Below are 26,375 nucleotides of genomic sequence, written 5' to 3'. Positions count from 1 at the left end.
ATAACGATGTGAGTAGAAGGAACAGATCCCGGCCGCGCTCGCTGCGAATGCCGTGATCTTGGCTGTGTACGCTGGTGTACCTAACGCGACATGAACCGTTCTAATTTGCTCAAGATGCCGATCGCGCCGGCCATCTCCCCATAGCCCGGCAAAGATTAACAAAACGTTTTGAATGAAACTTCATCACAAATCAGTTGCGATGATTGGGGACTTCACCTGTCCACAATGATGATGAATGACAATTAGTGTTTTATAAAGCACACCACTGTTACTAGCAGCTTCAATGAGTTTGGCTGGACGAACGGGTTTGATGGATCTGAAGCGGGGGCAGGGCGAGAATGCAGGTGGGATTTCTTAATTTCTATGGCTCGGTTCTTGATGTGGCGCAGCAGCGGGCGGCACTGATCGCGAACAACATCGCGAATTCGGATACGCCGGGCTTCAAGGCGCAGGACATACCGTTCGATATGGCGATGAGTGCCGAGCTGGCGTCATCTCCGGACGCGGATGCCATAGCGGCGGCGGCGCCCGGTTATCGGGCCGACGATACGGTGGCATTGGACGGCAACGATGTCGCGCCTGACAATGAACGGCTGGAAGCGGCGGAGAATGGTGAACGCATGATCGGAGCCACGACCTTTCTGCACCAGTCGACAGCGGATCTGGTAACAGCCTTGCGGCCGAACCCGAGCGGGAGCTGACATGGCCGATATATTTTCGATCGTTGGCAGTGCACTCGACGCGCAGAACACGCGGATGGGCGTCATCGCCTCCAATCTCGCCAATGCCGATTCCGTCACGCCTCCCGGTGGCACCCCTTATCGAGCGCATGAAGTGGTGTTTCAGCCGACGCCATTGGATGGTCCCAATGGAGAGGACGCGGATAGCGGCCAGATCGCGACAGACAGCTCCAGCCCCGATGCGGCGTCCGCCGCGCCGGATCTCGGCGTTCGCGTCGTCGGGACGGTCCTGAGCAATGCAACGCCCGCCAAAAATTACAATCCCGGCAGCCCTTACGCCGACGCCACTGGCTACGTCACCGGCTCCAATGTTTCGCAAGTGGGGCAGATGGTCGATCTGATCGACGCATCCAACAGCTACGGAGCGGCCGTTGCGGTTCTGCAGCAGGCAGGACGCGTCGATCAACAGATGCTCTCAAGCTTCGAGGTTTCCTGATGACCAACCTTGCCGTTCCAGCTTCAACCGCCTCCGTATCGGCCGCAGCCTCGACGACGGCGGGCACCGGCGCCACGACCTCCGGGACCACGGGTAGCGCGGGATCCGCGGCGGCGCTGACGCAGACCGACTTCATCCAGCTTCTGACAGCTCAGCTGAAATATCAGTCGCCGACAAACCCAGCCGATCCGACGCAGCTTGCCTCCGAATTTGCTCAGATCTCCACGGTCAACGGGATCAATCAGCTCAACACCACGGTGAGCGGCATCGAGACCGGCGGCGCAGCGTCCCAGCTCGCGCAGGCTTCGTCTTTGGTCGGGAAACAGGTGACGGTCGCGGGCAACGACCTGATCCCGAATAGCGCGGGGGTGGCGACCGGCGCCTTCAGCCTCGCCAGCGCCGCCCAGAACGCGACGGTCACCATTCTGTCGCCGTCGGGCATCGTCGCCGGCACGAAGCAACTCGGTCCTCTGGCTGCCGGCCAGAACAGCTTTACCTGGGGCAACGGCACAGCCGGCACACATTACACCTATCAGGTCACTGCGAACGGCACCTCCGGTGCCGCAGTCTCGGTGACGCCTTCCACCGTCTACACCGTCGACGGCGTCAATGTGTCGGACGGCACGCAGACCTTCAGCGTGCAAGGCACATCGACCGCCGTCCCCGTCTCATCCATTCAATCGGTTCTTGGAGGCACCACGTCATGAGCATTAACACGGCAGCTGCGGGTCTGACCGCCGCACAGACTGGACTTAACGCGACATCGAACGATCTCGCTAATGCGAGCACCGACGGTTTCAAGAGCCAGTCGCAGTTGTTCGCGGATGTCTACGCCGCCAACCAATCGGGCGTCCCCGGGATCGGCGTGCAGTCTGCAGGATTAGACTCGAACCTCACCCAAGGCAGTCAGGTCGCCACCGGTAATTCTCTCGATGCCCTGGTTCAGGGCAGCGGCCTTTTCGTCATCAACAACAACGGCGAGCAGCAGTACACCCGGGACGGCGCCTTTCAGCTGAACTCGTCCGGCAACCTGGTGACGACGGCCGGGAACCATGTGCAGGGCTATCCGACGAACAGCACGGGGACCGTCACCGGCGGCCTCGGGCCGATCACGGTCAATACAGGCGCCCTTGCGGCCAAGCCCTCGGCGAGCGTCGGCGTCGTGACCAACCTCAACTCCGGCGATGCGATCATCGCCGCCGCAGCGGCCCCGTCTTACACCACGACTGGCTATGCAACCTCGACGGCGGCCAATTCAGGCGCCTCGAGCGCGGGCAGTCCGGCGGCCGGCACGTTCAACGAAGCGACCTCCGCCGTTGCCTATGATTCCCAGGGGAACGCGAATTCGGTCAATCTCTATTACACGCAGACCGCGGCGAACTCCTGGAATGTCTACGCCCTGCCTGCGACATCGACCGGATCCTCCGTCGGTGTCAGCGCAACCGTGGGCGCGGCACCGTCGGCGCCATCGGCGTCCAACGACGTTTCGGTGTCCAGCCCGAACCCACCCACGGCGGTCGGCCAGGCGGTCACCACCACGACGACGCCACTTCTGCTGACGACGCTCACGTTCAACTCGGCCGGAACTCTGGCATCGAGCAGCAATGCCGACACAACGGCGGGCGCGGGCGTGTATACGGCGCCCATGACCGTCAACTGGGGCAACGGCACCGCAAACTCGACGCTCACCTTCGACTTCAGCGGCTCCACGCTCGGTTCGCAGAACTTCGCAATCGCCGGAACGACGAACGACGGTTACTCTCCCGGGAACTACACAGGGACGACCATCGCCTCGACCGGCGCGGTGACCGCGAATTACAGCAACGGCCAAACTTCGGTCGCCGGTAAGCTCGCAATCGCGAACTTCATCAATCAGGAGGGTCTCCAGTCGATCTCCGGCAATCTCTATGCCCAAAGCACGAGCTCGGGCACGCCGGTCATCGACACGCCGGGCGCGGGGCAGGCGGGCACAATTCTGAGCGGCAATCTTGAACAGTCGAACGTGTCGACCTCGACCGCTCTCGTCGATCTCATCCAGTATCAGCAGGCCTACGAAGCGAACGCGACGACAATCCAGACGGAGCAGACCGACTTCACCAGGCTGTCGCAGATCTAAGCCATGAGCATTGACGCCTTCTACACGACGATGGCCGGTCTGCAGGCCGTGGGCGCTCGGATGGAGGCTTTGTCCTCCAACCTCGCCAACCTGCAGACGCCTGGCTACTCTGCCGTGCAGGCGCTCACGGAGGCCGCGCCCTATGCAGGTGGCGCGGCGCCTGCGGGGGCGGACGTGGTGGCGCTGACGCCCGGCGCCGACACCAAGGCAGGACCGCTGACGCATACCGGGAACCCGATGGACGTCGGCCTGACCGGTAACGCCTGGCTCGAGGTTCAAACCGCGAATGGGCCGGCGCTGACGCGCAATGGCGCCGTGCAGGTTACCTCGGACGGCATTCTTGCCGACAGCGATGGCAACCCCGTGATGAGCGTCGGCGGCAGTCCCATCAGCCTGCCAAAGCTGTCGAGTCTCTCGATCGGCTCGGATGGAACCATCTCCGGCGTGCCGGCGTCTCAACCGGGCGCGCAGTCGCAGACCTATGGCCAGATCAACCTTGTGGCGACCCCGTCTGCTGCGATGACCTCGCTGGGTGGATCGCTATTCGCGCCGGCCGATCCGAACGCGCTCCAGCAGTCGCAGAACGGGTCCGTCAGCCAGGGATACCTGAACGCGAGCAACGTGAACCCGACCAGCGAGATGGTCGAACTGGTCGATGCAAGCAGATCCTACCAGCTTCAGACGGAGTTGATGAAGGCTCAATCCGGCAACGGGCAGCAGCTGAATACTTTTCTGGCGCAAGGATAGGGACGATCGATGGATCACGCACTCGACACGATGGCGACGGGCCTTCAGGCCAGCCAGACGATGATGGACACGATCGCGGACAATCTGGCGAACGTCAACACGACAGGCTTCAAGTCCGAAATGCCGCAGTTCCAGACGCTGCTGTATCAGGATGGCATCCAGCCCGGCGCTCAGTCCACAGGGCAGACGCAGTACCCGTCCGGCCTCGAACTCGGAACGGGCGTCAAGACGGCCGCTATCTCGGATGTGCTGACGCAAGGGTCGCTCACCAACACCGGCAATCCGCTCAACATGGCGATCAACGGCTCGGGCTATTTCCAGGTCGTGCTGCCAAACGGCAACACCGCCTATACCCGTGACGGCAGTTTCCAGCTCAACTCCAACGGGCAGCTCGTGACCTCGAGCGGCTACCAGGTGCTGCCGAACATATCCATCGCGGCCAATGCGACCAGCGTGACGATCGGAACCGATGGGACAGTATCGGTGACGCTGCCTGGGTCGCAGAAGGCCAATCAGGTGGGGCAGGTGCAGCTCGCAAACTTCGTCAACCCTCAGGGCCTTCAGCCGCTGGGCGACAATCTTCTCGAGAACACATCATCCAGCGGTGCGGCCATCAGCGGGGCGCCGCAGACCAACGGGCTAGGCTCGGTGAACCAGAACTATCTGGAATCGTCGAACGTGGATGTCGTGCAGTCCATGGTCAGCATGATTGCGGCGGAACGCGCCTACCAGCTTGGTACGCAGGTTGTGTCTGCGGTGGACAATCAGCTGAACTACCTGGCGCAGGCGGCGCAGGCGTGATCCTGACCGGCAGCATCGCAAGCTGGCGCAGCGTGGGCGGCATCGTCTGCCTGGGCCTTCTCGGTGGCTGCGCGACGAAGGCGCCGGGCTCGCAGGCGCTCGTGCCCGCTTCCGTCTTCCCGATTTCGGTGTCGCGCGGTCCCACCGCCGAAGATGGCTCGGTGTTTCCCTCGGCAAGCTCGGGTTCCATCTACGAACCGAAGCGAGACTGGCGGGCAGGGGATCTCGTCGCGATCGATATCGTTACCAGCACGACCGCAGTCAACAACGATGCGGCCTCGCTCAAGCGCGAAGGCACGATCGCCAACAGCGTGACCAGCTTCTTCGGCGTTCCGCTGAATTTCGGAAGCCTCGCCGGAACACCGTTCTCGCCGACGATCAACACGTCATCAAGCAACGCATACGACGGAACCGGAAGCGAAACCGCCTCGAATAACATCACCGGTGAGGTCGAAGCGGTTGTGACGAGAGTCGATCCCAACGGTACTCTGGCTCTCGAAGGCCGAACGAACGTCAACGTGAACGGTAACGTCAACGCGATTGTCGTGACCGGCTACGCCAGTCCGGATGATATCACGGCCAACGCCACCATAAGTTCCAACAACGTCGCCGACATGAACGTTCAGTATGTCGGCAATGGTCCCATCAACGATGCGCATCGGGTGCCGCTATTACAACAAATCCTCGCCAAAATCTGGCCGTTCTAGCTCTCCTGGGGCTGATCGTCCTCGCGCCGGCCACGCCACGCGCGGCAGAGTCGACGACGATCGGCGGCCTGGTCACTGTGGCAGGAGCGCCGGCGAACCAGCTCTACGGGTACGGGCTGGTCGTCGGCCTGCCTGGAACCGGTGATCAGACAACGGAGGTGCCCTACACGGAGCAGAGCATCCTCAATATGCTGCGCAACATGGGGATCACATTGACCAACGTGTCCTTCATGCAGCCGAACGATGTTGCATCGGTGATGGTGACAGCGGAGGTCCCACCGTTCTCAGCCGCCGGTCAGCGCGTGGATGCGATCGTCTCCGCTGTCGGCAATGCCAGTTCTCTGGCTGGTGGCGTACTGCTGCCGACGCCATTGCGAGGCGGCAACGGGCAGGTTTTCGGTCAGGCCCAAGGCCCCTTGCTGGTCAGCGGTTTTGCCGTGAGCGCGGGCGGGAGTTCGCAGACCACGAACATCCCGACCGTCGGCTCCTTGCCAAGCGGCGTCATCCTCTCGGTCGCCATCCCAGCAAGCTTCTCGCAGGATGGCATGACCCGGCTCATGGTCAACACGCCGAGCTACCAGGGGGCGCAGCAGATCGCCGACGTCATCGACCGGACCTACGGTCCCGCTGCCGCCTCCGCCGTAACGCCGGGCGAGGTCGATCTTCCCGGTGGTGGCACCAACTCGGTCCGCTTCATGGCGGGAGTGCTCTCGCTGCCGATCATCCCCGCCGATCAGGAACCAACGATCGTGGTCGACGCGCAGAGCGGCACGATCGTCATGAATGCGGGAGTCGAGCTTGGGCCGGCCGTCGTGTCGCACGGCAACCTCACCGTCAGCATTCAAACGATCAACGGGGTAAGCCAGCCGGCGCCCTTCAGCAGTGGCGTGACGGCAGGCGTTCAGAACACGGTTGTGAGCGCGAAGCAGGGCAAGGCGGACGTGATCTATCTGCCGCACCGGGCAACTTTGGCAGAGGTCGCGCAGGCCCTCGACGCCGTGGGTGCGACGCCCGCGGATCTGGTGGCGATCGTGCAGGCGCTCAAACTTGCCGGTGCCATCACCGGTGTCGTGAAGGTGATCTGATGACGGTCCAGGCTTTGAATGCCGCAGCCGCTCAGGAGGCACGCCCGAGCGGCGGGAGCGAGGTCCGGAAGATGGAAGGGCTGATGTGGTACAACATGCTCTCCGAAATGAACAAGAATGGGCTCGATGCCGATACTCTCGGGGCCGGCTCGGATGCCTACCAAAGTCTGTTCTCATGGGACATCGCTGAACATGACTTTGGAAAATATGACACCGGGCTCACCTCGGCAACGCTGCGCCAGATCGGCGGCCGCGCGTCATCGCCGCCGGCCTTGGCAGGGGCCGGTCCGTCCCCGGCGGATGCAACCGCGGTGGCGGGCGGGCCTGCCGCGGCGATACCTGCCGGCGCGGCCAGCGGACCAGACGACGCCGCCGGTAGCGAGGCGAGCGGCGCCGCGAGCAGCGCAGTGCTTGTGGCGCATGCGGCCGAGCTTGCGCGATCCATCTGGCCTGCCATTCGGGTCGCAGCGTCCGTTCTCGGCGTGCCGCCCGTAGGTCTTCTCGCGCAAGCGGCGTTGGAGACGGGCTGGGGGAGCGCCGTGCCCGGCAACAACATGTTCGGCATCAAGGCGGCGGCCGGCCAAGCCTCCACGGTCCAGGCCACACACGAAATGATAAATGGGTCATTGGTGCCGCGAACCGCGAGTTTCCGCGATTACAGCACGCCCGCAGCCTGCGTCACGGATTACATCCGGCTCATCCAGTCGAATTTTCAAAATGTTGTCGGCCACGGGTCGGTCACGAGTTTTGCCAATGCGTTGCAGGCGGGCGGTTTCGCCACGGACAGCAACTATGCGTCAAAGATTATCATGATATCGCAGTCTCCGATGATGGAGCAGATGCTTCAGGCGGTCGGCGCGGAGACCGCACCCGCCGACTGATGATGAAGACAAGCTCCTAGCTCTTCCTTCGAATAGCACTTCAGCAGGCAACAGGGTCTTATAGATGAGTGGGTTGGTCGGAGCTGTTAACACTGCCCTAGCGGGCATCGAAGCATTTGTAGACGGCATCAGCACTGTTTCAGAGAACATTGCCAATCAGACCACGCCCGGCTATGCCGAGGAAAATCTCGATCTTACGACCGTGGATGACGGCACCTCGGGTTCGTCCGGCGACGGCGTGCAGGGCCAGGTGACGCGGGTGGCTGACGGGTTTGCCGCCGGCGTGCTGCGCACGGCCAACAGCGCCAGTTCGGCTGCAAGCACAACGTCAGATTCGCTAAGCAACATTTCGGATGCGCTCGGGAATAACGGCGACGTGCAGAGTGCCGCGAACCAGTTCTTTCTCGATGTCGGAACCTTGGCTGCAAATCCGACCAGCGATGCACAGCAGCAGACCGTGATCTCGGATGCCACGTCGGTAACGGGCGCTTTTCGAAGCGCTGCGAGTTCCATCACAGCGGTCCAGACCGGCGCCACGACCGCGCTCGGCGACGAGGTCAGCACAGCCAACAATCTTCTCGGTCAGTTGCAGGCCATCAATCAGGGCCTCGTCGACAGCCCCAACAACGTGAGCCTGCTCGATCAGCAGGAGGCGGCACTGGCGTCCCTATCGAACGTGCTGTCGGTCAATATCGTGCCGATTGGCTCGGATGGCGCGGTTTTGCTGGCCAGTGGCGGCACCGTGCTGCTCGATCAGGCCGGTGCGCAGTCCCTGGTGCTGACAGGCGGCAGCAAGTCCGTGGCGCCGACGGTCACCGTCGGCAAAAGCGGCGTGAAACTGCCCTTGGCCGGGAGCGACGGCGAGATCGGCGGCAACCTTCAGACCTGGCAGTCGGGCGCCGCCGCCTTGCACAGCTTGGATGCGCTCGCGGGTATCTTTGCGTCGCAGACCAACACGGCTCAGGCGCAGGGCCTTACGACCGCGGGTGCGCAAGGGTCCGATCTTTTCTCGGTGCCCGCTCCGACTGCGACGGCTAGCAGCGCCAACACAGGCAGCGCTTCGTTGACCGCCACGATCAGCGATGCCGGTGCGCTACCGACCGATGGCGGCCCATTCCTCTTGAGCTACTCCGGCGCACCGGGCTGGAACGCGGAGGACGAGGCGACCGGCAAAAGCTACAATGTCACCTCCGCCGGCAGCAACGTCTCCTTCGCCGGTCTCAGTGTCGCGGTCGCGGGAACACCGCAGGCGGGCGACAGCTTCGTTGTGGAGCCGGCTCCGGGAGCAGCCACTAGGATTTCGGTCACCACTTCCCTGGGAAGTTCGGTAGCGGCCGCTGACCCCTATGCCGCTACACCAGGCTCGCTGCAGCCTGATGGATCGATCGCAGACACGAATGCAGGCTCTATCGTGGCCGGTACAGCCAGCGTCACCGGCACGCCGGTGGCCGGAGCCACTGTTGTCCCAGCCGGCAGCTACGGGCAGTCACTGCAAGTCGTCTTCACCTCCGGCACGGCCTACAACATAACGACGACAGCCGATCCGACGACGATCATTGCCAGCGGGACTCTATCCGGCAGCGGCGGCGCCGCGACGATCGCCATCGCCTATCCCACAACGGGAAGTGCCAGCGGGACCTATTGGGAACTGCCGATTTCCGGCGCGCCGGCAACGGGAGATACGCTGACGCTCACGGCAGGCGGTAGTGGAAGCGGCAGCAATGCCACGCGGATCCAGGCGTTGTGGACGACGACGGCCTCCACCACCGCCGGCACGCTGCAGGAGGCGGTCGTCGGTCTCGGGACCTCGCTCGGCGCCAATGCGCAGCAGGCAAAGGACCTTGCGACCGGCACATCCTCACAGGTTACAACGGCAACGACCAACCTGCAGACGCTTGCCGGGGTTTCGCTCAATCAACAGGCTGTGCTGCTGACGCAATACCAGCAGGCATTTCAGGCGGCAGCGCAGGTGATCACGAGCGCCAAGGCGATGTTCGAGTCTCTGCTTCAGGCCGTTTAGCGGTGACACCCAGAATGCGCGGTCAAAACGGCGGCTTTCGTCGCACGCTTGTCATGTTCCGATCCGAAGGTCGTAAAGTCTGATGGTCAAAATTCTGCTGATCGTTCTCATCGTTATACTCGCAATCGCCGCCAGTGTTGGTGGCACGCTGGGCGTGACCGAATATCTGCATCATGCCAGCCCGACCGTCGCCTCCGGCCAAGCGCCCAAGCCACCACCGCCCAAGCCCGTCTTCTTCGCGACGCTGGCCGACGTGACGGTGAGCATACCGCCCCAGGCCGGGACCGCGGCCACTTCGTATGTCGATTTTTCCGTGCAGTTCTCCACCCTTGATCAGGCGGCCCTCGTGACGTTCGAGGAACTTCAGCCGATTATCAAGGCCGCGGTCATCACTCTTCTAATGAACGAAACCAGCCAGAGTCTGCAGGATCCGCAGACGCGGGTCGATCTGACAAAGAGCTGTTTGCATATCGCAAATGAAGTGCTGGACCGCAATGCGAGTTACACCCCGGCCAATCCGTTCGCCTCTGCCTACATCACCAATCTTGTCGTGCAGGATTGACGATGAGCCCAGTGGGCGGCATGTCGGAACTTGTCTCGGTCGTCTTTTCGCTGGTCGTCATTCTGGCGTTCCTGCTGACTGCGGCTTACCTCGCGCGCCGGTGGCGGGTCACAGGCCGTATCGGTAGCCAAAGCGGTTCGGCCCCGATTAGGATCGTTGCATCGCAGGCGGTGGGGTGGCAGTCGAGCCTGCAAATCGTGGAAGCTGACGGGCAGCGTTTTCTTATTGCAGCAGGACGCGGCGGAGTTACTTCCATTGGCCGCCTTACGCCGAGCGGCAGCGAGCGCAAATCGGGATCCGGCACGTGAGGAGCCGCCGCCGCACCATCTCGGCCTTCATTGTCACGTTAAGCCTTTGCCTACCTGCGGCCGCCCATGGCCAAGCCGCGGACGGCCTCGCCCTGCTGAGCGCAGCGCCCGCCCATGGCGGCGACGTCTACTCGCTGAACGTGGAAACACTCCTGCTGATCACGGGCCTTGCCTTCCTCCCCGGCATCCTTCTGTTGATGACCGCCTTCACCCGCATCATCATCGTTCTGGCGGTGCTGCGGCAAGCGCTTGGGTTGCAGACGACGCCCCCCAACATGGTGCTGGCGGCGCTGGCCTTGGCATTGACCATGTTCGTCATGCGCGGCGTGATCCAGCAGGAACAGGACAAAGCGATCCAGCCCTATCTCGCCGGGCAGATCAGCTTCCAGAGCGCGGTCGCGGCGGCGGAGCCACCGATCCAGGGCTTCATGCTTGCGCAGACCAGACGGGACGCATTGCATCTTTTCGTCGACCTCAGCGGCAGCCACTACAACTCTCCTCAGGATGTACCGCTGACAGTGCTGGTGCCGGCATTCGCCACCTCGGAACTGGAGACCGCGTTCCAGATCGGTTTCCTCATCTACATCCCCTTTGTCCTTATTGATCTTGCCGTGGCTTCGGTCCTCATGTCCCTCGGCATGATCATGGTGTCGCCGACGCTCATCTCGCTGCCGCTGAAACTGCTGATGTTCGTCTCGATCCATGGGTGGGTTCTGGTACTCGGTTCCGTCGCGAATAGCTTTGTTCATGCGGGAGCGTGACTGCGCATGCCGCTCTATCTGAAGCTGCTCCATGCCGCGCTTGCCACAGAGGTCGAGGCGGTGCTGCCGATCATTATGCTACTACTCATCGTCGGCGTGACGACGGCTACGCTGCAAGCGATCTTTCAGATGGAAGACACAGCGCTCAACCTGTTGCCGAAGACGGTCGTTATGATTCTCATCGGTATCTTCGGCGGCTTCGGCGCCCTCGACCTGTTTAAATCGCTCATCGTCGCCTGGATCGGCAATGTGGGCTTGCTCGTTCATCAATCGTGGTCGTAACCGACGGCCAGGTGCTGACCTGGCTCGGGCGCTTCGTCTGGCCTTTCCTGCGCATAACCGGGCTCTTTCTGACCGCCCCTTTTTTTGGTTCTGCGCTCATACCCATGCGGGTCAAGGCAATCCTGGCGGCCGTTTTAGCCGGAGCCCTTGCGTTCTGGCTGCCCAATCTGCCGGCTTTCCCGGGTGACCCGATCACTGCGGTCTACCAGGGCATCATCCAGATCGGTTTCGGAGCGGCCATCGGCGCGGTCATGCAGATTGTGGTTGCATCGATCGCAAGCCTCGGCGAAATCGCGGGCCTCGCCATGGGATTGAGCTTCGCCGAACTGCAGTTTCAGGATGTACCGGGCGAGACGCAGGTTCTCTACGACATCATGTCGTGGGCGGCTCTCATGGGCTTCATCGCGGTCGGCGGTCCGATCTGGCTCTTCGCGGCGATCGCCCATTCTTTCCAGGGCGGCACCGCCGGTCTGGGTGCGGCGGCGCTGCCGGCCTTGCTTGCATTCGGCAGCTCCGTCGTCACGACGGCGGTCATGCTGGCAGTTCCCGTGATGGCGATCTCGCTCGCCATCAACGTGACCGTCGGCCTGCTCACGGTGTTCTCGCCCCAGCTGAATTTGTTGACTATCGGCTTTCCTCTCCTGATCCTCGGCGGGTTGTCCATCCTCACCGCCTCGCTGGGCGATCTGCCGGGCAGCATCGAGCATCTGCTCAATACGGCAGTCCGAACCATCGCGATCATGGTGCCGATTGGCTGAAGGTTCGGACGACCACGATAAGAAGCACGCGCCGACCGAGAGGCGGCTGCGCCAGGCTGCCGAGCGCGGCGACGTGGCTCGCTCCACGGATCTGCCGAAAGCCGCTGCCATCGTTCTGGTGACAACCATTGGTCTGAACGCGGCCGCCGATTTCGGCAGTCGTCTGGAGAATATCTGTGCAACGGCACTGACGCTTTCGGGAACCGGTGACATATCTCTGGCCTCTGTCTCGAGCCAAGCTTTCATCATCGAGACGGCACCGCTACTCGTCCTAATCGGGGCACTGTCAGCGCTTGTCGGCGTTCTGTTCGGCGGCTGGACGTTCTCCGTCACCGCCTTGATGCCGGACTTCTCGAAGCTGTCGCCTTCTCATGGGCTGGGCCAGCTCTTTTCCGTATCCGGTTTCACCGACACGCTGAAATCCATGGCCAAGTTCCTCATCATCGGCGGCGTCGGTGAAACCACGATCCGCAACAATTGGTATGCATTTGCCGCTCTCGGCATGCCGGTGCAATCCTCCATCGGCGCGATGACCGCTCTCTGTCTGCATATCCTCGCCAATATCTGCGCCGCCATCATCGGCATCGCGGGGGTCGATATGGGCGTGCAGTTCTGGCTGCATCGTCGGCGACACCGGATGTCCGACCAGGAAATGCGTGACGAAATTAAGGAGGTTGTCGGCAACCCGCAGGTCAGGCAACGCCAGCGTGCCATCGCTAGACGGATGGCGCGGTCACGCCAGATGCGACGGGTTCCGGAAGCCTCCGTCATCATCACCAATCCAACCCACTTTGCGGTTGCCATCCGCTTCCGGCGTGGGGTTGATCCCGCACCAATTCTTTTGGCGAAAGGGGCGGGACTGCTGGCCGCCGAGATCATAACGCAAGCGCGGAGCCATGGCATTCCCATCGTCGAAGCGCCGCCGGTAGCCCGCGCGATCTACCGTTACGTGGAGCCCGATGACCCTATCCCGGTGGCCCTCTACCGAGCCTGCGCTGAAATCCTCGCCTATGTCTGGCGACTACAGCAATGGCGAGCGTCACGTGAGACGCGGCAGAAGCCCCACTTGCCGAAAATTTCTTCTTTTGAGATCGGACATAGAACAAGTGACTGAGAAAATCCCGAATATACTGATGAACACGAGAGAGTTCGAGAGCAACGGATGGCAGCGTTAAGCAAGTCTTACCTGTGACCAAACGTCCTGCAGATTGTCTCTTTTAGCTGGCATGCGTTCAGGGAGCAGATCATGGGAGTAGTACGGAAGTCGTCAACCGGCCAGAGAGGGCGTCCAGCGAAAGCTGCAGTAGTCTCTCCGAACAGACCAGACCCGGAGGTCGTGGGGAAGGAAAGTCTTATTAGCTGCACTGATGACGATGCGCTGCATGAGGAGGGTCAGGAGGTGATCCGCGGCCGCCGCCTGCGGCAGGGCGTGGCACAGTTTCCGATGCAGATTCTGGTCCCGGAGGAGACGCGGGAGGCACTTCGTCAACGGTCGGAGGATACCGGTGCGTCGATTCGTCATATCATCCTGCGATCGCTTGCGGCAGATGGCTTCCCTGTGCCCAGGCTGACGCGCCGACGCAGCTGATGCAGCAGCATAGCTTGGCGGTCGCGGCCTTTCTTGACCGCTTGCGGTCCGAGCCGCAGCACCTGGAGTCCCTGCTGGGGCTTGGATCACTTGCATTGGCGGCCGGGCGGCGCGATGCGGCTCGGACGCTTTTTGCGCGGGCGACGCAGCATCACCCGAAGGATTTGGCTCCCTGCGTGACGCTCGGGAACATGGCATTGGAGGATGGCGAGGCCGGAACGGCCCGCAGCCATTTCGAGGCAGCCCTTGCCACGGATGCGGCGTGCATCGAAGCGGCGCAAGGCATGGCGCGCACGCTGGCGATGTTGGGCGAGCACGCTGAGGCGGAGCGGTTCTGGCGCGCCGGCTTCGTTGGCCATGCCGTGGCTCCTCGGCGGCATCGTGGTACAGGGCTGGCGCAAGAGGTGCTATATCTTGCCTCCGCTCGCGGCGGAAACGTGCGCCTGTGGCCCTGGCTCGACGACCACCGTGCTGCAGTGACGGTCATCTACACCGACTACGCCGATCTCTCCGCTCGCCTGCCGCACCATGACTTCGTCGTCAATGCAATCGGCGATGCTGACGCTGCGCCTCCAGCGCTGGTGAATGCAGAATATCTGGTCTCGACGACCGCTAAACCCGTCATCAACCACCCGGCCCGGGTCAGGCGGACGGGGCGCTGTAATCTTGGCAGTCTCTGCCGGGATATCGACGGTCTGGTGGCGCCGCTTATCCGGAGGATGGAGCGCGCCGCCATTCAACCGGTACAGTCCCGGGAGTTCCCCTTGCTCGTTCGTTCGGCAGGATTTCACACCGGGCGGCATTTCCATCTCGTCGAAACACAGGATGACTTCGCGGGCGCGGTGGAGAGCATGCCGGGCGATGAGCTTTTCCTCATCCAGCCGCTGGATGCGCGCGGGGCGGACGGCAAGGTGCGCAAATATCGTGTCATGTTCGTGCGCGGCCGAATTTATCCGTGGCATTTAGCAATTTCTTCAGATTGGAAGGTGCATTATTTCTCTGCGGACATGGCGGAGCATGAAGCCTACCGTCAGGAAGAAAGTGGCTTTCTCAATGATATGTCAAATGTCCTTGGGAAGCGGGCGATGGCTGCGCTTGAACGCCTCGGACAGCGGATGGGCCTCGACTACGCCGGTGTGGATTTCGCTCTGGCGCCTGATGGGTCTGTTCTGGTCTTCGAGGCCAACGCAGCGATGACCATAAACGATCCTCCACCAGATGCGATGTGGGACTATCGGCGATCAGCGGCCGCGGCGGTTCAGAAGGCAGTGACCCGGATGCTGGCCGGAATAGAGGGAGACGAGCCGTGAAGAGATCAGGCGCCGCGTTTTTAAGTGTCTTTGTCGGTGTGCTAACGGCCCACAATGCATATGCTCTTGAAAGCATGACCTGCGGACAGGCGATTGCGCTGGTAGCAAACCATCCCAGTATCGAATCTACCAGCATTATCAGCTCGGTTGTCGACCAGTGGGAGGCGATGGACCGAAGGACGGCCGCTGGGGGCCATACGCCGATCGCGCAGCAGATGCTCACGTCACCCGAGGCAATCAACGCCCTCAGTGGACAATGTATCGCCAATCCAAGTCAGACTTTGGGCGCGGCCGCCGCGCAGGTGTATCGCGTGGCGCGGGAGCAGCTCGACGGGTTCTAGTAGCCGATGGAGCTGCTTGTCTTGAACCGGCTGATTATCCTCTTCTTTCGTTCTTGCCTTCGATTGCCCCCATGACGTGGCCGGGGTAGACGCGATCAGCGCGGGCGCTCATCGTGCGCCGTCACCGCGTCATAAGCGGCCGGAGCATCGCCATGACTTTACTCGTCACCGGAGCCACCGGCTTCGTCATGAGCGTGTTTGCCCGCCACTGGCTGGAGACCTATCCAACCGAGCATCTCGTGGCGCTGGATCTGGCGCCCATGGACGCTGCCGCCCAGCGATATTTCGCGCCGGTCGCCGACCGGCTGACCACGATCGTGGCCGATGTCACCCAGCCGGAGACGTGGCGGCCTACCCTCGAGGCCCATACCGTCACCTATGTCGTTCATGGTGCGAGTGTGACGCCCATCTCCCGCGGGACAGTGGCGGAAGCAAAGCGGGAGCCGGAATCCGAGGCCCCGGCTCGCATAATCGACGTGAACATCATGGGCACAGTGGCCATGCTGGAGTGGGCTCGCAGCCTGCGGAGCCTCCGTCGCTTCGTCTATGTCAGCTCCGGTTCGGTCTACAAGCATCACGGGCCGGATCGCCCCGGGGAACCGCTGCCCGAAGACGGCTACGTCATGCCCCGTCGCCTCTACGGCATTGCGAAGCTGGCTTCCGAACTGATCGCTGAGCGCTACGGCGATATGTTCGGGTTCTCGGCGGCGTCGGTGCGGCTTTCCTCGGTTTACGGACCGATGGACCGGGAAACCGGCAGCCGGAACTTCCGTCACGTCCCGAACCGGATCGCCCATAAGGCGCTCGGTGGCGACCCGGTGGTGCGGGTCAACACGATGGATGGAGTTGGCGACTACATCCAGGCGGAGGATGTGGCCTCGGGCATCGCAGGGCTGCTTAAGGCGCCGCTGCTGCGCTTCGGCACCTATAATATTGCGGCGGGCGAAACCACGACGGTGGGCGACATCGCATCCTGGGCAGCGGAGCGTGTGCCAGGCTTCAAAGCCGAAGTCGTCCCGGCAGCGCATGCTGACATCGTCCAGGATGCGGCGCTTACCGGCGGAATGTGGGGTGCCTACGATATTTCCCGGATTCTGGCCGATACAGGTTGGAAGCCAAGACCGACGCGCGAAGCGTTTCTCGCCTACATGGATTGGCTAAGCGCAGAGACGGCCAGATAAGGTCGCCGCGGCCGGCGCTTTGCCGTCGCCTGCCGCCATGCACTACTCGATCAATGGGACGGCCCGGCGCCGGGCTCGCCTTCAAGGGCGTGGCTACCCTTGGCGAGCAGCCAGTTTCGGAACAACCGTGCTTGCCGCTTCAGAGGATGATCGCTGGGTGTGATGAGGTGGAACATCCCCGGCGTCGCCAAGCCCGGCATGAACGGCCTTACAAGCCGCCCCTGCTGAAGCAACGGCAAGACCAGCGCAGAGTGACCCAGCGCGACCCCGATGCCCTGCTCTGCCATGACAAGAGTTGTCACTCCCGAGTCGGCCTGCAGCAGCCTGGCCCCGTCGGGCAAGACCGCGCCCGCCACATGGAACCACTCGCTCCAGCCGTGACGGTGCCCGGTGACATGCAGAAGGCGCTGATGCAGCAGGTCGCACGGCTGCCGCAGAGCCTGGCTCAGGCTCGGATGGCAAACCGGGAAGACAGTTCCGCCCACGAGCACGGTTGCGTCGACGCCTCCCATCTGCGTGCTCTCGTACCGAACCTCCATGTCAGCCGTGCTCCAGTCGTTGTCGATGCCGCCGATCGCTACGGAGACCTGGAGCAAGATGTCAGGATAGGCACCGAGGAAGTCCTGCAATCGCGGAGCCAGCCAACAGTCGATGAAGCCTGGGTCGGCGCGTAGACGCACCGAGCCTTCGCGGCCTGCACCGAATAGATCCGAGGTGCCGGCGCGCAGCCGCTCGAGGCTTTCACGAACGACGGGAAGATAGGCTTCGCCGGCATCCGTAAGCCGCACCGCTTTGGAAAGCCGGAGAAACAACGGCTCACCCAGTTCCTGTTCCAGCAGGCGAACATGTTGACTGATAGCCGCTTGTGTAAGCGCCAGTTCCTGAGCCGCTTGAGTAAAGCTCAACAGTCGAGCTGAAGCCTCAAAGCTTCTAATCCAGTTAAGGTTGAGGGAGCGCCTCGGCATCGCCCGACCAAGTGTTGTTTGTTTGTTACGCCCGTCAGGATTTCCAGATGCGTTTCTCAGGCTAAAAAAGGAGCAAGCCGAGCGCCAGGACTTCGCTTCGAAATGCGGAACGGCGTCCGCCACGCGCGCGACACTGCAAGGACCTTCAACTTCTGCGAGGGAGGGATCAAGAACAAGGCGCGCCTGTCTCGCACATTGGCGCCGTCGTAATGTCGCAACTGCTGCAACGCCACGAATTGGTGCCGCGCGAGCGACGTTGTTCCAGCACTGACCAAAAGGACGTAGCAGATGACGAGCAAGCTGCGACCTTCGACGCGCTTAGCGGACGATCGGATCGGTCACGCGCAACCGCCGCGCACAGAATTCCCGACGAGACAGACTGACCTCACGGATTCTTGATATAAGGCCGCGTCGGCCGGTTTGACCTCGCCTGACTGCCCGCCCGCAGACGCAACTAGGTCAGTTCTGGCGTTGATACGTCTAAGCCATGCCGCATAAGCTCGCGAGTTCGTGATACCAGATTTGAGACGCCGCTACCCTAAAGAGGGGCGCCTTAACACGGAGATATCACAGTTCGATCCAACCAATTGTAAAACATCAAATTACGTATAGCTGACAACCGCTGCTTTAGCCTGCCGAACCTGGATGATTGACCCGGTGTCATCTGCATCAGCCGCCGGCTGCTACGCCCAAGGGTGTAGTCAGCATTACCGTTCCGAACATTGAAGGAGCCATTCAGTTGATTTGTGCATCCCATAGGACCGGATAAACGTGCGGTTAACTCCTGAGGTGCCGACCGGCATCTTAAGGACGAGGTAATCAAGATAGCGTGTTTTGCGGAAATAGCCCCAAATGAGGCTTCCGAATGACATACCAAGCGTTGAGGAAGGAGGTTCATTGGAACCGATCTACACCAACAAGCTAGGTGAAACTGAGTACGGGGCAGCATCGAGCTTGCCGTTCAGTCTAGGGATCCGAGTGTTGTGAGTTCTAAAATGGCCCATACCACAGCTACCCTGAGCCCTCCACCGAGACTGACAAACGCGCCTGCCGAAGCGGCCCGCACGTCGGGCGAACTCTGCATTGGCTGGATCGATGTTTCTCAGCTGACGCGAGAGTGTCTGACGAGTTCGGTTGCCAGGCTGCAGCCGCTTTTCGTGATCATTCCGTTCGAGTCGGTCCGGGACTGCGCAAAGCACACGGGTAGAGCGATCGACCTGATCGTGTACCACTCGCATGAGAATGACGCGGACACCGATTGGCTCGAGGACATCGCCGCTCTGCGGGAGGCCTTCACCTCGGTTCAGATCGTCGTCCTCTCTGATGTTTCCGCGATCGAGCCGGCGATTGTCCGCGAGGTTCTTAATCGTGGAGCGTCCGGTTTCGTGATGACCGACAGCACGAGCCTGCAGATGGTCGTCTCCGCAATCAGCCTCGTGGGGTCCGGGGGCACTTTCGTGCCGAGAGACTTTCTCTTCATGGACCGGGAGCCGGCGCCGTCTACGGTCTCGCGTCCTCTGTCGGAGGTTGGGCGTCTGACGCAGCGTGAGATCGCTGTCCTCGCGCTGATGAAGCATGGGAAGCCGAACAAGATCATCGCTCATGAACTCGGCATGAGTGCGAGCACCGTGAAGGTGCATGTCCGGCACATCATGCGGAAGATGGGTGCCGCCAACCGCACTCAGGCGGCGCTCAATGCGGACCGGCTTCTCGGTATAGCCGGTGACACCGGTGACCGGTTGCGCGGGCAAGGGGCGTGACGCGAGGAACAGAAAATCCTCGCACTGTTCTGCCTATTATCGAAGCTTACAAAGTGGGACTGCAGATCGCGATGTGCAGGCATCCGGGAAGCTGTGCTGATCGCGCTGCGTCCACGCGCGTCGAGGCAGCTTTAGGTGGCGCGTCATCCTTCGATCAGTTGAGCCCGCCAAATCGGACTTACGCTCATCCACTTAATCCCCTCAGCCTTCCTCGGTAGTTCTTTGCAAAAAAGGTTTAAGTTCCAAATTTGATTAGTAACCGTGACGAAGTTCGAATTATTTATACTGCAAGCATTCCTACGGAGGCTGGATAGATGGATCAGACGTTTCCCGTTGTTAACCATGACTTTTACCACGCTGACAAATTGGCAAGGAGCCATTCGCGTGAGGAAGCAGGCTTTGCCGTGGAGCGTAGGCCCGAGTCCGGTTCCACAACCGGCTACTCGGAAGATTCGGATCTCGGCGCTCTTCGCATCGCCTGGATCGATAGCTACGCGCTCACCCGGGATTGCATCTTGCGCGCGATCCTGGAGTTGCAGCCGACGTTGAAGGTGTCTCCGTTCATCTCCGTGGCCGAGTTCGTTCGTACGGGTAATGACGGGTTCGACCTCATCATTTTCTATTCTCATGCCTCGTATGACATTTGCCTGCAGGAGATTGCGGCGATCCGCCAGGCGCTCGAGGCCGCACCGCTGATCATGCTGTCGGACCTGGAAGACAGTCATCAGCTAAACACCATCCGCGGGGCACTGCGGGCCGGCGCGAACGGGTTCATCTCGACCCGGAGCACCGGTCTTGCCATGACCCTGTCGGCGATCCGGTTCGTGCAGGCGGGCGGTACGTTTGCACCGCTGGAAATGCTCCTTTCGGATGCGAGCGCACCCCCTGCGGGTCAGCCGGTCGCCGCTTCACCCTATCGGCTGACCACGCGGCAGAAGGCGGTCCTGGCACAACTTCAGCAGGGCAAGGCCAACAAGATCATCGCGCACGAGCTTGGCATGAGCGAGAGCACGGCGAAGGTTCATATCCGCAATATCATGCGAAAGATGGGTGCGACCAACCGGACACAGGCAGCGTTCAACGCGCTGAAGCTCTGTTCGGAGCGTGGTGAAGCCGTAGCCATGTAAGGCCGTGGCCACTCCATGATCCGCTACATATGGAGAGAGGCGGTCGCTGCGTGTCCGACCGCTTCCTTCGCGTAGCCTGAAACACGCCGACGAGCTTGAAGTACATCCTGCCTTTCGCGAGGCAGCAACGTCGGATTTAATAGCTGCCTGCGCTATGTTTCTGCGCTTGGCGCGCGTCTGACGTGTGCGCGCCCCATCCTCTTCCTCGTGTTGTTTGCGTTTATTGTCTCCCCACGAGCCAGTCCGGGGGAGAACGCCAGGCATTGCTGCACGGTTAGCCAAGTCGACAGCCGATCGCAGTAACTCATCTGATCGAGCGGAGGACTATTGATCTAGCTATAGTGTGTATGCGTCCAGCCGTTGGCGTTCTGTACAAAACGTAATAGGCAAGCGGCACATATCAGCGAAGGCAGCCGAATGGTTGGCGTTGTCACAGTCGGAAACGGCTCACTGAGATCCGGGCTGGGACCTGCGAATAGCACCCAGACTCACCCTGGCGGTTCGATCTCGTGAAGGATCGGCGGTCCAATATCGTGAAGGATCAAGCAGTTGCCGATCGGCAAAGTTTTATGGCTCTGGCGCTAGGCCATCCAGCTATACTGCGCCTGAAGGGCGGACGATCCTGATGAGTGACGAGATTCGCGTAGCCTGGATTGATAGCCATCGCCTCATTCGCGAATGCATGAGCGCGGCGCTCGCCGCGACCCATCCGTCCTTGACGCTCGCCGGTTACGAGAGCGTCGAGGAATGCGTCAGTGGAAGCGTCGGTGCCACGGTCGATCTCGTTGTCTATCATGTCCACGATCTCGGCTCTGGATTGGTTGACGAGGTTTCGGCGCTGCAGCAGGCCGTGGACGGCCGGCCGATCGTCCTCCTGTCGGATGCCGAGGATGCCAACCAGATCGCCGCCATCCGGGACGCGCTGAAAAGCGGCGCCAACGGCTATGTGTCGACGCGGACCAGCACGATTTCCATGGCGGTCGCTTCGCTGCTGTTCGTGCAGGCCGGGGGTACCTTTGCTCCACTCGAGCTTTTGCTGAGCGAAGAGGCGGCTGGGTCGGCCGTGCGGGAGCAACTGCCGTCCGACCGGTTGACCGACCGTCAGATGACGGTGCTCGCGCAGGTCAAGCAGGGCAAGGCAAACAAGACGATCGCGCGCGACCTCGGCATGAGCGAGAGCGCTGTCAAAGTGCATATTCGGAGCATCATGCGGAAAATGGGTGCGGCCAACCGCACGCAGGCCGCGTTCGCTTCGATCGAAGGCCTTGGCCACGATGACCCCGCGGTGAAGCAGGCTGCGGATCTTGCCGGTAGGGCGTCTCTGACCTCCGGCGCGCCGGATCAGGAGAGCGACGAACGTGACCCCGGCTAGCCTGAAGCAATCGCTGCGCTCGACCTACTTGCTGGGCAGCGCGCTTCTGACGCGGCAGCTGCTCGCCGGCTCCTCCGGCGCGCGGCGCTTCGACCGGATCGTCATCGTTGCAGCGTTGGCCAAGCACAACGGCATCAGCCGAGGCGCCGTGCTGCAGTGGCAGGCATTGCGGAGCCTCGGGGTCGAGGCGGATCTTGTCGATGCAACACCGGCGCTTCGCAATCCGCTGTTCCGCGTCAAGCACGAGGCTGGCTCGGCCTACATCTTCCATTCAGGTGGGCCGCAGACGGCCAGCCTGATCGGCAGTGTGCTGCCTGCCGCCGCTCGCGCCTACCGTATCGGCTACTGGGCGTGGGAACTGCCCGATCCGCCGCAGGATTGGCGAAACTGCGACCGGACAGTCGACGAGGTCTGGACGCCCAGCCGCTTCTCCCGCGATAGCCTGACGCGGTTGTTGCGGAAGCCGGTCGAGGTCGTGCCGCACTATCTGCCGACCGAGGCTCGCCGTTACCGCGACGTCAACGGCCGGTTCACCGTCCTGGCTATGGCGGACACCCGCTCGAGCCTGGCGCGCAAGAACCCGGCCGGCGCCGTCCGCGCCTTCGCCGAGGCTTTCGGCGAAGGGCCCGCAGCGCGCTTGTTGCTCAAGCTTACCGGCCCGGATGACGCCGTCGCGGCGTTCAAGGCATCGCTCGGTGGTCTCGCGTCGCACGGCAATATCGAGATCATCCGGGACCACCTGGACGATGCGGGGTTGTCAGCGCTCTACGCCCAGGCCGACGTACTCCTGTCGCTGCATCGCGCCGAGGGCTTCGGTCTGCCCATGCTGGAGGCGCTGGCCCGGGGCATTCCCGTGGTGGCGACCGCCTGGTCCGGCAATACGGATTTCACCGGCAATGGCAACGGCGTGGACGTGCCGTACCGGCTTGTCCCGGTTGAGGATCCGGCCGCGATCTACAGCGGCAGCAACTGGGCGGAGCCGGACATCACCGCCGCGGCCGCCGGGTTGCGCCGGCTCGCCGACGACACGGCGTTCTACGACCAACTGGCCGAGCAAGCTTATCGCGGCGTCTCCACCGCGAGCAGGCAATTCCCGCTGACCACGCGGCGGGCCGCTTCGGCGGCCTGAAGGCCGCCTTCAAAACGAAACGTCAGAGCTCGAGTACACGCTCAGGCGCCATACGCTTGCGGATGAGGTCCGCCATCGCGAGCAAATTACCGCGCAGCCGGCCGCGCCGGTCGACATACGGCTCCGGCCGCGGTGCATGCACGATGTTCATCGCCACGTTGCGCCCGATATGTTCCAGCGCGCGCAAGACCGGGTAGCCCGAGCGCTTGCCGGCGAGATAGAGCGGATTGGCGACCTGGGAGTAACCCAGGCGCACGCCGGAATTGCGCCCTTGCTTGACGCCAAGATGAATGCCGAACGCCGCATTAACCTTCACGACATTTCCGAAGGCGGCGAGACGGCGCGACAGGTCGACATCCTCCTGCCAGCCGTAAAGCGGCAGCCGCTCATCGAATAGAAGGCCGTGCTGCCGCATCGTTGTCAGGCGGACCGCCATGTTGCAGCCGTAACCCGAGAATACCGGCGTGATGTCGGCTCTGGCCGGACGCGGAGCGCGGAGGCTCTCTTTCGCCTCCGTGATTGCAAGGCCAGGACCGCCTATACCATCCTGAAGCACCAGACCGGTGGCAACCACGGTTGCGGGGTCGTCGGTCATGTGTTTCTCGATAGCCGCCAAGTAATGCGGATCCGGCAGAAAGTCATCGTCGAAGAACAACATGATGTCTGCGTCCGGCGCCGCCGCGATCAGCGCGTTGCGCTGCGCCGGAAGACCGGGTTTCGCCAGAAGAACTTCGGTCGCGCCGATGTCGGCCGCGCCGGTTACGTCGCCTTCCTTCGTCCCGCACACGAGAACGCGATCCGCCTGCCGGGTTTGCAACGCGAGCGCGCGCAAGGTCTCCCGCAGGATAGGAGCGCGTCCGACGGTCGGGATGCCGATGACGATATTGAGCGTCATGGAAACACTCCTTTTGCCAGAGTCGGAGCCGAAGACTTTGCTGCGGCGAGACTGTATTGCGGGCTTGTTGGCTAGGGTCCGGCCATTGGCAAGTCGATCTAGCCAAATGGGTTAATTCAGGCGGGGCAACCCTTCAACCACAGGTATGAACCAGCCCTGGCCGGCGGAAATGCTAAGACCCGTCATCATCCGCCGTGATCGAACGGGCGGTCAGTTTGAGGTATATCGGCTTATGCGTGATGAACAGTTTCAGCGGCCGCAAGAAGTGACGCGTCCACGGACCGTTGATCTAATGAGCGGCCCTCTCGATCCCACGGCTGCGGTGGAACCCATCGCCGTTCCCATCAGCCGCTTGCTATCTACTCTGCGCCGCCACCTCTGGGTTCTTCTGCTGACCGTCGTCGTCGTTGTCGGAGCGACCGCGTTCGTCCTGCAGGGCATGCCGAAGCAATACACGGCACAGGCGGCTCTCATTATTGAGCCGCAACGAACACAGGTGAGCGACCTGCAGGCGATCTCCTCCGACACCGAGAACGACAGCACCTTGATGCGGACGCAAATCGGCATTCTCAGCTCGCCCGCGCTTGCGCTCGGCGTCGTCGAGGCGCTGCATCTGACGACGCTCCCCGATTTCACGCCCGGCGGTGGTCTCAAGGCGACCATCACCGAGTGGCTGGAGAAGCATCACGTCATTGACGCGCCGGACACGGCTCCGCTGACCGAGGCGGATCGCGCCAACATCGCGGCCGGCATTCTCAGCAACAAGCTGACCTTCTCCAATGATCCGGAGTCTCGTCTGCTCGGCATCGCGGTGAGCACCCGCAGCCCTGTCCTCAGTGCGCGCATCGCCAACGAGGTTGCCCGGCAATACCTCGCCTTCAAGGTGCAGGAGAAGTTCGCGGCAATGCAGCGCGCCCATGATTGGCTTCAGGGGCAGGTCGCATCCCTTGCGGCTCAGGTTAAGACCGATGACGCCGCGGTTGAGGCGTATCGTCTTTCGCATGGCCTCGGCGAGGAACTTCCCGATCAGGCCGGCAATGCCGGCGGCACCGGGCAGGTGCAGACGGTCAACCGTCAGCAGCTGGATGACATCAGCACGCAGCTCATCAGCGTCTCGCGTGATCTCACCGAGAAAGAGGGCGAGCTTGACCAGGCGAAGGTCGCGCTGACTGGCGCCACGTCGACGAACGATCTGCCGGCCGTGCTGGCCTCTCCGATGGTCGCGCAACTGCTTGACGAGGCAACTCAGGCTTCGGGCCGCGCGGCGGAGCTGGCCAACACGGAAGGACCTGGCAATCCGGAGCTGGCATCGGCCCGGGCGCGCGCCGCTGAACTTGAAGCCCGCGCTCGTGGCCAGATGGGGAACGTCGCCCGCAGCCTGCAGGTGGAAGTGGACGCGGAGCGTGTGCAGCAGGCGGCGTTGCAGCACCAGATGCAGCAGCTTCGTGGCGCCGTCAGCGGCGAGAATGCCGCCGAACTCGGGCTCAGCACGCTTGAGACCCAGGCGCGGGCCACCCGCAACATCTACGAGAGCTTCCTCAGCCGGGCGGCGCAGCTCGCCAACGTCGCCGGAATTCAGGAGGCCGACGCCTCGCTCGTTTCCAGCGCTGAAGTCCCGCTTGGGCCGTCCGCTCCTCAGCCGGTGCGCCTGCTTGCCATCGCCGGCGCTCTGTCGGTCGTGTTGGGTGGCGTGTTTGCGGTTCTGCTGGAGCGGCTCCGTGGCGGCTTCAGCATGCCCGAGCAGATCGAGAGCGTGGTCGGGCTGCCGCTCGTTGGCATGTTGCCGCGGGTCAGGCAGACGCGCATCGGGCGCCGCCGCGGTGGCCGCGCCGAGATCGCGATGACCGCTTCGCTCGACCGCCTGCGTGGACAGATGCGCGTCCTCGGGGAGGCGCGGCCGCGGCTCCTGATGGTCACCTCCGCGCTGCCGCAAGAGGGCAAGTCCGTCTTCTCGGTGGAGCTTGCGCGTAATATGGCCGCCGCCGGCTGGCGCGTGCTGCTGCTCGAATGCGACTTCTGCTGCCCTTCGCTGGCCGGGTATCTGGGCGTGCCGTCCGGCCCGGGTCTCTGCGAAATCCTGTCGGGCACGGCGCTCGGCGCCACCGAGAGCCTCATCCGGCGCCCGGTGAGCAACCTCGACGTGATCCTCGCGGGCAAGATGCGGGGCGATAGTCAGGAGATGCTGGCATCCCGGCGGATGAGCGCGCTGCTCGACGATGTGCGTCAGCGCTACGATGTCGTCATCATGGACACGCCGCCTGTCCTGCCGGTCGCGGATGCGCTGGTTCTCGGGCGGCTCGCGGATGCGACCATCGCCGTGGTTCATTGGGAGAAGACGCCGCGGGATGCCGTGATGAACACCGTCCGGTTGCTGCGCAACAGCGGCTCCTCGGTCATGGGCCTGGTCATGACACGGGTCGACATGCGCAAGGCTTCGATGGGTGGCGGTCGCATGTCCTATGCCTTCCGGCATTACGACGGCTACCACGCGGCGCGCGCCTGA

The 26,375-nt window shown here is 62.5% G+C and carries 26 protein-coding genes; 24 read left to right on the top strand and 2 right to left on the bottom strand.

What is annotated here, in order from left to right; translation table 11 throughout:
- Nucleotides 1-338 precede the first annotated feature (338 nt).
- The 19 genes from ACOEQ1_RS11500 to ACOEQ1_RS11410 all read left to right on the top strand — a co-directional run bounded on the left by ACOEQ1_RS11500 (nt 339) and on the right by ACOEQ1_RS11410 (nt 16,624).
- Nucleotides 339-701: a flagellar basal body rod protein FlgB gene (locus ACOEQ1_RS11500; protein WP_419759387.1), complete on the top strand. Its 363-nt coding sequence runs from the start codon at nt 339-341 to the stop codon at nt 699-701.
- A gap of 1 nt (nt 702) precedes the next feature.
- The gene (flgC, locus tag ACOEQ1_RS11495; protein WP_419759386.1) at nt 703-1,176 is read left to right on the top strand and encodes a flagellar basal body rod protein FlgC; all 474 of its coding nucleotides are present in this window, start codon (nt 703-705) and stop codon (nt 1,174-1,176) included.
- Nucleotides 1,176-1,883, top strand: a complete 708-nt coding sequence (locus tag ACOEQ1_RS11490; RefSeq protein WP_419759385.1) for a flagellar hook assembly protein FlgD — start codon at nt 1,176-1,178, stop codon at nt 1,881-1,883. Before flgC ends, ACOEQ1_RS11490 begins: the two co-directional genes overlap by 1 nt.
- Nucleotides 1,880-3,292: a flagellar hook protein FlgE gene (locus ACOEQ1_RS11485; RefSeq protein ID WP_419759384.1), complete on the top strand. Its 1,413-nt coding sequence runs from the start codon at nt 1,880-1,882 to the stop codon at nt 3,290-3,292. Before ACOEQ1_RS11490 ends, ACOEQ1_RS11485 begins: the two co-directional genes overlap by 4 nt.
- Nucleotides 3,293-3,295: 3 nt before the next feature.
- Nucleotides 3,296-4,039 carry a flagellar hook-basal body complex protein gene (locus tag ACOEQ1_RS11480; RefSeq protein ID WP_419759383.1) on the top strand — a complete coding sequence of 248 codons (744 nt, stop codon included), beginning with the start codon at nt 3,296-3,298 and terminating at the stop codon, nt 4,037-4,039.
- A 9-nt stretch (nt 4,040-4,048) separates the two neighbouring features.
- Nucleotides 4,049-4,840, top strand: coding sequence for a flagellar basal-body rod protein FlgG (gene flgG / locus ACOEQ1_RS11475; protein ID WP_419759382.1), 792 nt, complete (start codon nt 4,049-4,051; stop codon nt 4,838-4,840).
- Nucleotides 4,837-5,547, top strand: a complete 711-nt coding sequence (locus tag ACOEQ1_RS11470) for a flagellar basal body L-ring protein FlgH (protein ID WP_419759381.1) — start codon at nt 4,837-4,839, stop codon at nt 5,545-5,547. Before flgG ends, ACOEQ1_RS11470 begins: the two co-directional genes overlap by 4 nt.
- On the top strand, nt 5,511-6,632 hold the full coding sequence (gene flgI, locus ACOEQ1_RS11465; RefSeq protein ID WP_419760685.1) for a flagellar basal body P-ring protein FlgI: 1,122 nt from the start codon (nt 5,511-5,513) through the stop codon (nt 6,630-6,632). The genes ACOEQ1_RS11470 and flgI overlap by 37 nt, the downstream gene beginning before the upstream one ends.
- Nucleotides 6,632-7,513, top strand: a complete 882-nt coding sequence (locus tag ACOEQ1_RS11460) for a glycoside hydrolase family 73 protein (RefSeq protein ID WP_419759380.1) — start codon at nt 6,632-6,634, stop codon at nt 7,511-7,513. Before flgI ends, ACOEQ1_RS11460 begins: the two co-directional genes overlap by 1 nt.
- Nucleotides 7,514-7,577: 64 nt before the next feature.
- Nucleotides 7,578-9,533, top strand: a complete 1,956-nt coding sequence (locus ACOEQ1_RS11455) for a FlgK family flagellar hook-associated protein (protein WP_419759379.1) — start codon at nt 7,578-7,580, stop codon at nt 9,531-9,533.
- A gap of 82 nt (nt 9,534-9,615) precedes the next feature.
- Nucleotides 9,616-10,095 (top strand): flagellar basal body-associated FliL family protein, encoded by a 480-nt coding sequence (locus ACOEQ1_RS11450; protein ID WP_419759378.1) that lies wholly within the window; start codon nt 9,616-9,618, stop codon nt 10,093-10,095.
- A gap of 2 nt (nt 10,096-10,097) precedes the next feature.
- Entirely contained in the window at nt 10,098-10,403 is a 306-nt protein-coding gene (locus tag ACOEQ1_RS11445; protein ID WP_419759377.1) for a flagellar biosynthetic protein FliO, read from the top strand.
- Nucleotides 10,400-11,164: a flagellar type III secretion system pore protein FliP gene (fliP, locus tag ACOEQ1_RS11440; protein WP_419759376.1), complete on the top strand. Its 765-nt coding sequence runs from the start codon at nt 10,400-10,402 to the stop codon at nt 11,162-11,164. Before ACOEQ1_RS11445 ends, fliP begins: the two co-directional genes overlap by 4 nt.
- Nucleotides 11,165-11,170: 6 nt before the next feature.
- Nucleotides 11,171-11,446 (top strand): flagellar biosynthetic protein FliQ, encoded by a 276-nt coding sequence (locus tag ACOEQ1_RS11435; RefSeq protein WP_419759375.1) that lies wholly within the window; start codon nt 11,171-11,173, stop codon nt 11,444-11,446.
- The gene (locus ACOEQ1_RS11430) at nt 11,437-12,204 is read left to right on the top strand and encodes a flagellar biosynthetic protein FliR (RefSeq protein WP_419759374.1); all 768 of its coding nucleotides are present in this window, start codon (nt 11,437-11,439) and stop codon (nt 12,202-12,204) included. Before ACOEQ1_RS11435 ends, ACOEQ1_RS11430 begins: the two co-directional genes overlap by 10 nt.
- Complete coding sequence (locus ACOEQ1_RS11425; RefSeq protein WP_419759373.1) at nt 12,197-13,318, top strand: EscU/YscU/HrcU family type III secretion system export apparatus switch protein; 1,122 nt, start codon at nt 12,197-12,199, stop codon at nt 13,316-13,318. The genes ACOEQ1_RS11430 and ACOEQ1_RS11425 overlap by 8 nt, the downstream gene beginning before the upstream one ends.
- A gap of 488 nt (nt 13,319-13,806) precedes the next feature.
- A complete protein-coding gene (locus tag ACOEQ1_RS11420; protein ID WP_419759372.1) occupies nt 13,807-15,102 on the top strand; it encodes a hypothetical protein in 1,296 nt (431 codons plus the stop codon).
- On the top strand, nt 15,099-15,443 hold the full coding sequence (locus tag ACOEQ1_RS11415) for a hypothetical protein (protein WP_419759371.1): 345 nt from the start codon (nt 15,099-15,101) through the stop codon (nt 15,441-15,443). The genes ACOEQ1_RS11420 and ACOEQ1_RS11415 overlap by 4 nt, the downstream gene beginning before the upstream one ends.
- A gap of 152 nt (nt 15,444-15,595) precedes the next feature.
- Entirely contained in the window at nt 15,596-16,624 is a 1,029-nt protein-coding gene (locus tag ACOEQ1_RS11410) for an NAD-dependent epimerase/dehydratase family protein (protein WP_419759370.1), read from the top strand.
- A 50-nt stretch (nt 16,625-16,674) separates the two neighbouring features.
- Here the strand turns inward: ACOEQ1_RS11410 and ACOEQ1_RS11405 are convergent, their stop codons facing one another.
- Nucleotides 16,675-17,712 (bottom strand): LysR substrate-binding domain-containing protein, encoded by a 1,038-nt coding sequence (locus ACOEQ1_RS11405; protein ID WP_419759369.1) that lies wholly within the window; start codon nt 17,710-17,712, stop codon nt 16,675-16,677.
- A gap of 872 nt (nt 17,713-18,584) precedes the next feature.
- Between ACOEQ1_RS11405 and ACOEQ1_RS11400 the strand changes: the two genes are divergently transcribed.
- The 4 genes from ACOEQ1_RS11400 to ACOEQ1_RS11385 all read left to right on the top strand — a co-directional run bounded on the left by ACOEQ1_RS11400 (nt 18,585) and on the right by ACOEQ1_RS11385 (nt 22,977).
- Complete coding sequence (locus tag ACOEQ1_RS11400; RefSeq protein WP_419759368.1) at nt 18,585-19,349, top strand: LuxR C-terminal-related transcriptional regulator; 765 nt, start codon at nt 18,585-18,587, stop codon at nt 19,347-19,349.
- Nucleotides 19,350-19,753: 404 nt separating this feature from the next.
- Entirely contained in the window at nt 19,754-20,476 is a 723-nt protein-coding gene (locus ACOEQ1_RS11395; RefSeq protein ID WP_419759367.1) for a LuxR C-terminal-related transcriptional regulator, read from the top strand.
- Between the two features lie 625 nt (nt 20,477-21,101).
- Nucleotides 21,102-21,848: a LuxR C-terminal-related transcriptional regulator gene (locus tag ACOEQ1_RS11390; protein ID WP_419759366.1), complete on the top strand. Its 747-nt coding sequence runs from the start codon at nt 21,102-21,104 to the stop codon at nt 21,846-21,848.
- Nucleotides 21,835-22,977 (top strand): glycosyltransferase family 4 protein, encoded by a 1,143-nt coding sequence (locus ACOEQ1_RS11385; RefSeq protein WP_419759365.1) that lies wholly within the window; start codon nt 21,835-21,837, stop codon nt 22,975-22,977. The genes ACOEQ1_RS11390 and ACOEQ1_RS11385 overlap by 14 nt, the downstream gene beginning before the upstream one ends.
- A 22-nt stretch (nt 22,978-22,999) precedes the next feature.
- Here ACOEQ1_RS11385 and ACOEQ1_RS11380 read toward each other — a convergent pair whose 3' ends face one another.
- Nucleotides 23,000-23,872, bottom strand: a complete 873-nt coding sequence (locus tag ACOEQ1_RS11380; protein ID WP_419759364.1) for a glycosyltransferase family 2 protein — start codon at nt 23,870-23,872, stop codon at nt 23,000-23,002.
- Between the two features lie 292 nt (nt 23,873-24,164).
- On the opposite strand from ACOEQ1_RS11380, the gene ACOEQ1_RS11375 reads away from it, so the two are divergent.
- Nucleotides 24,165-26,375 carry a GumC family protein gene (locus tag ACOEQ1_RS11375; RefSeq protein ID WP_419759363.1) on the top strand — a complete coding sequence of 737 codons (2,211 nt, stop codon included), beginning with the start codon at nt 24,165-24,167 and terminating at the stop codon, nt 26,373-26,375.

It is taken from the genome of Acidisoma sp. (assembly GCF_965199065.1).
Lineage (GTDB): Bacteria > Pseudomonadota > Alphaproteobacteria > Acetobacterales > Acetobacteraceae > Acidisoma.
Note: the sequence above shows the minus strand (reverse complement) of the source record. Positions and strands in the feature narration are given on the sequence as shown.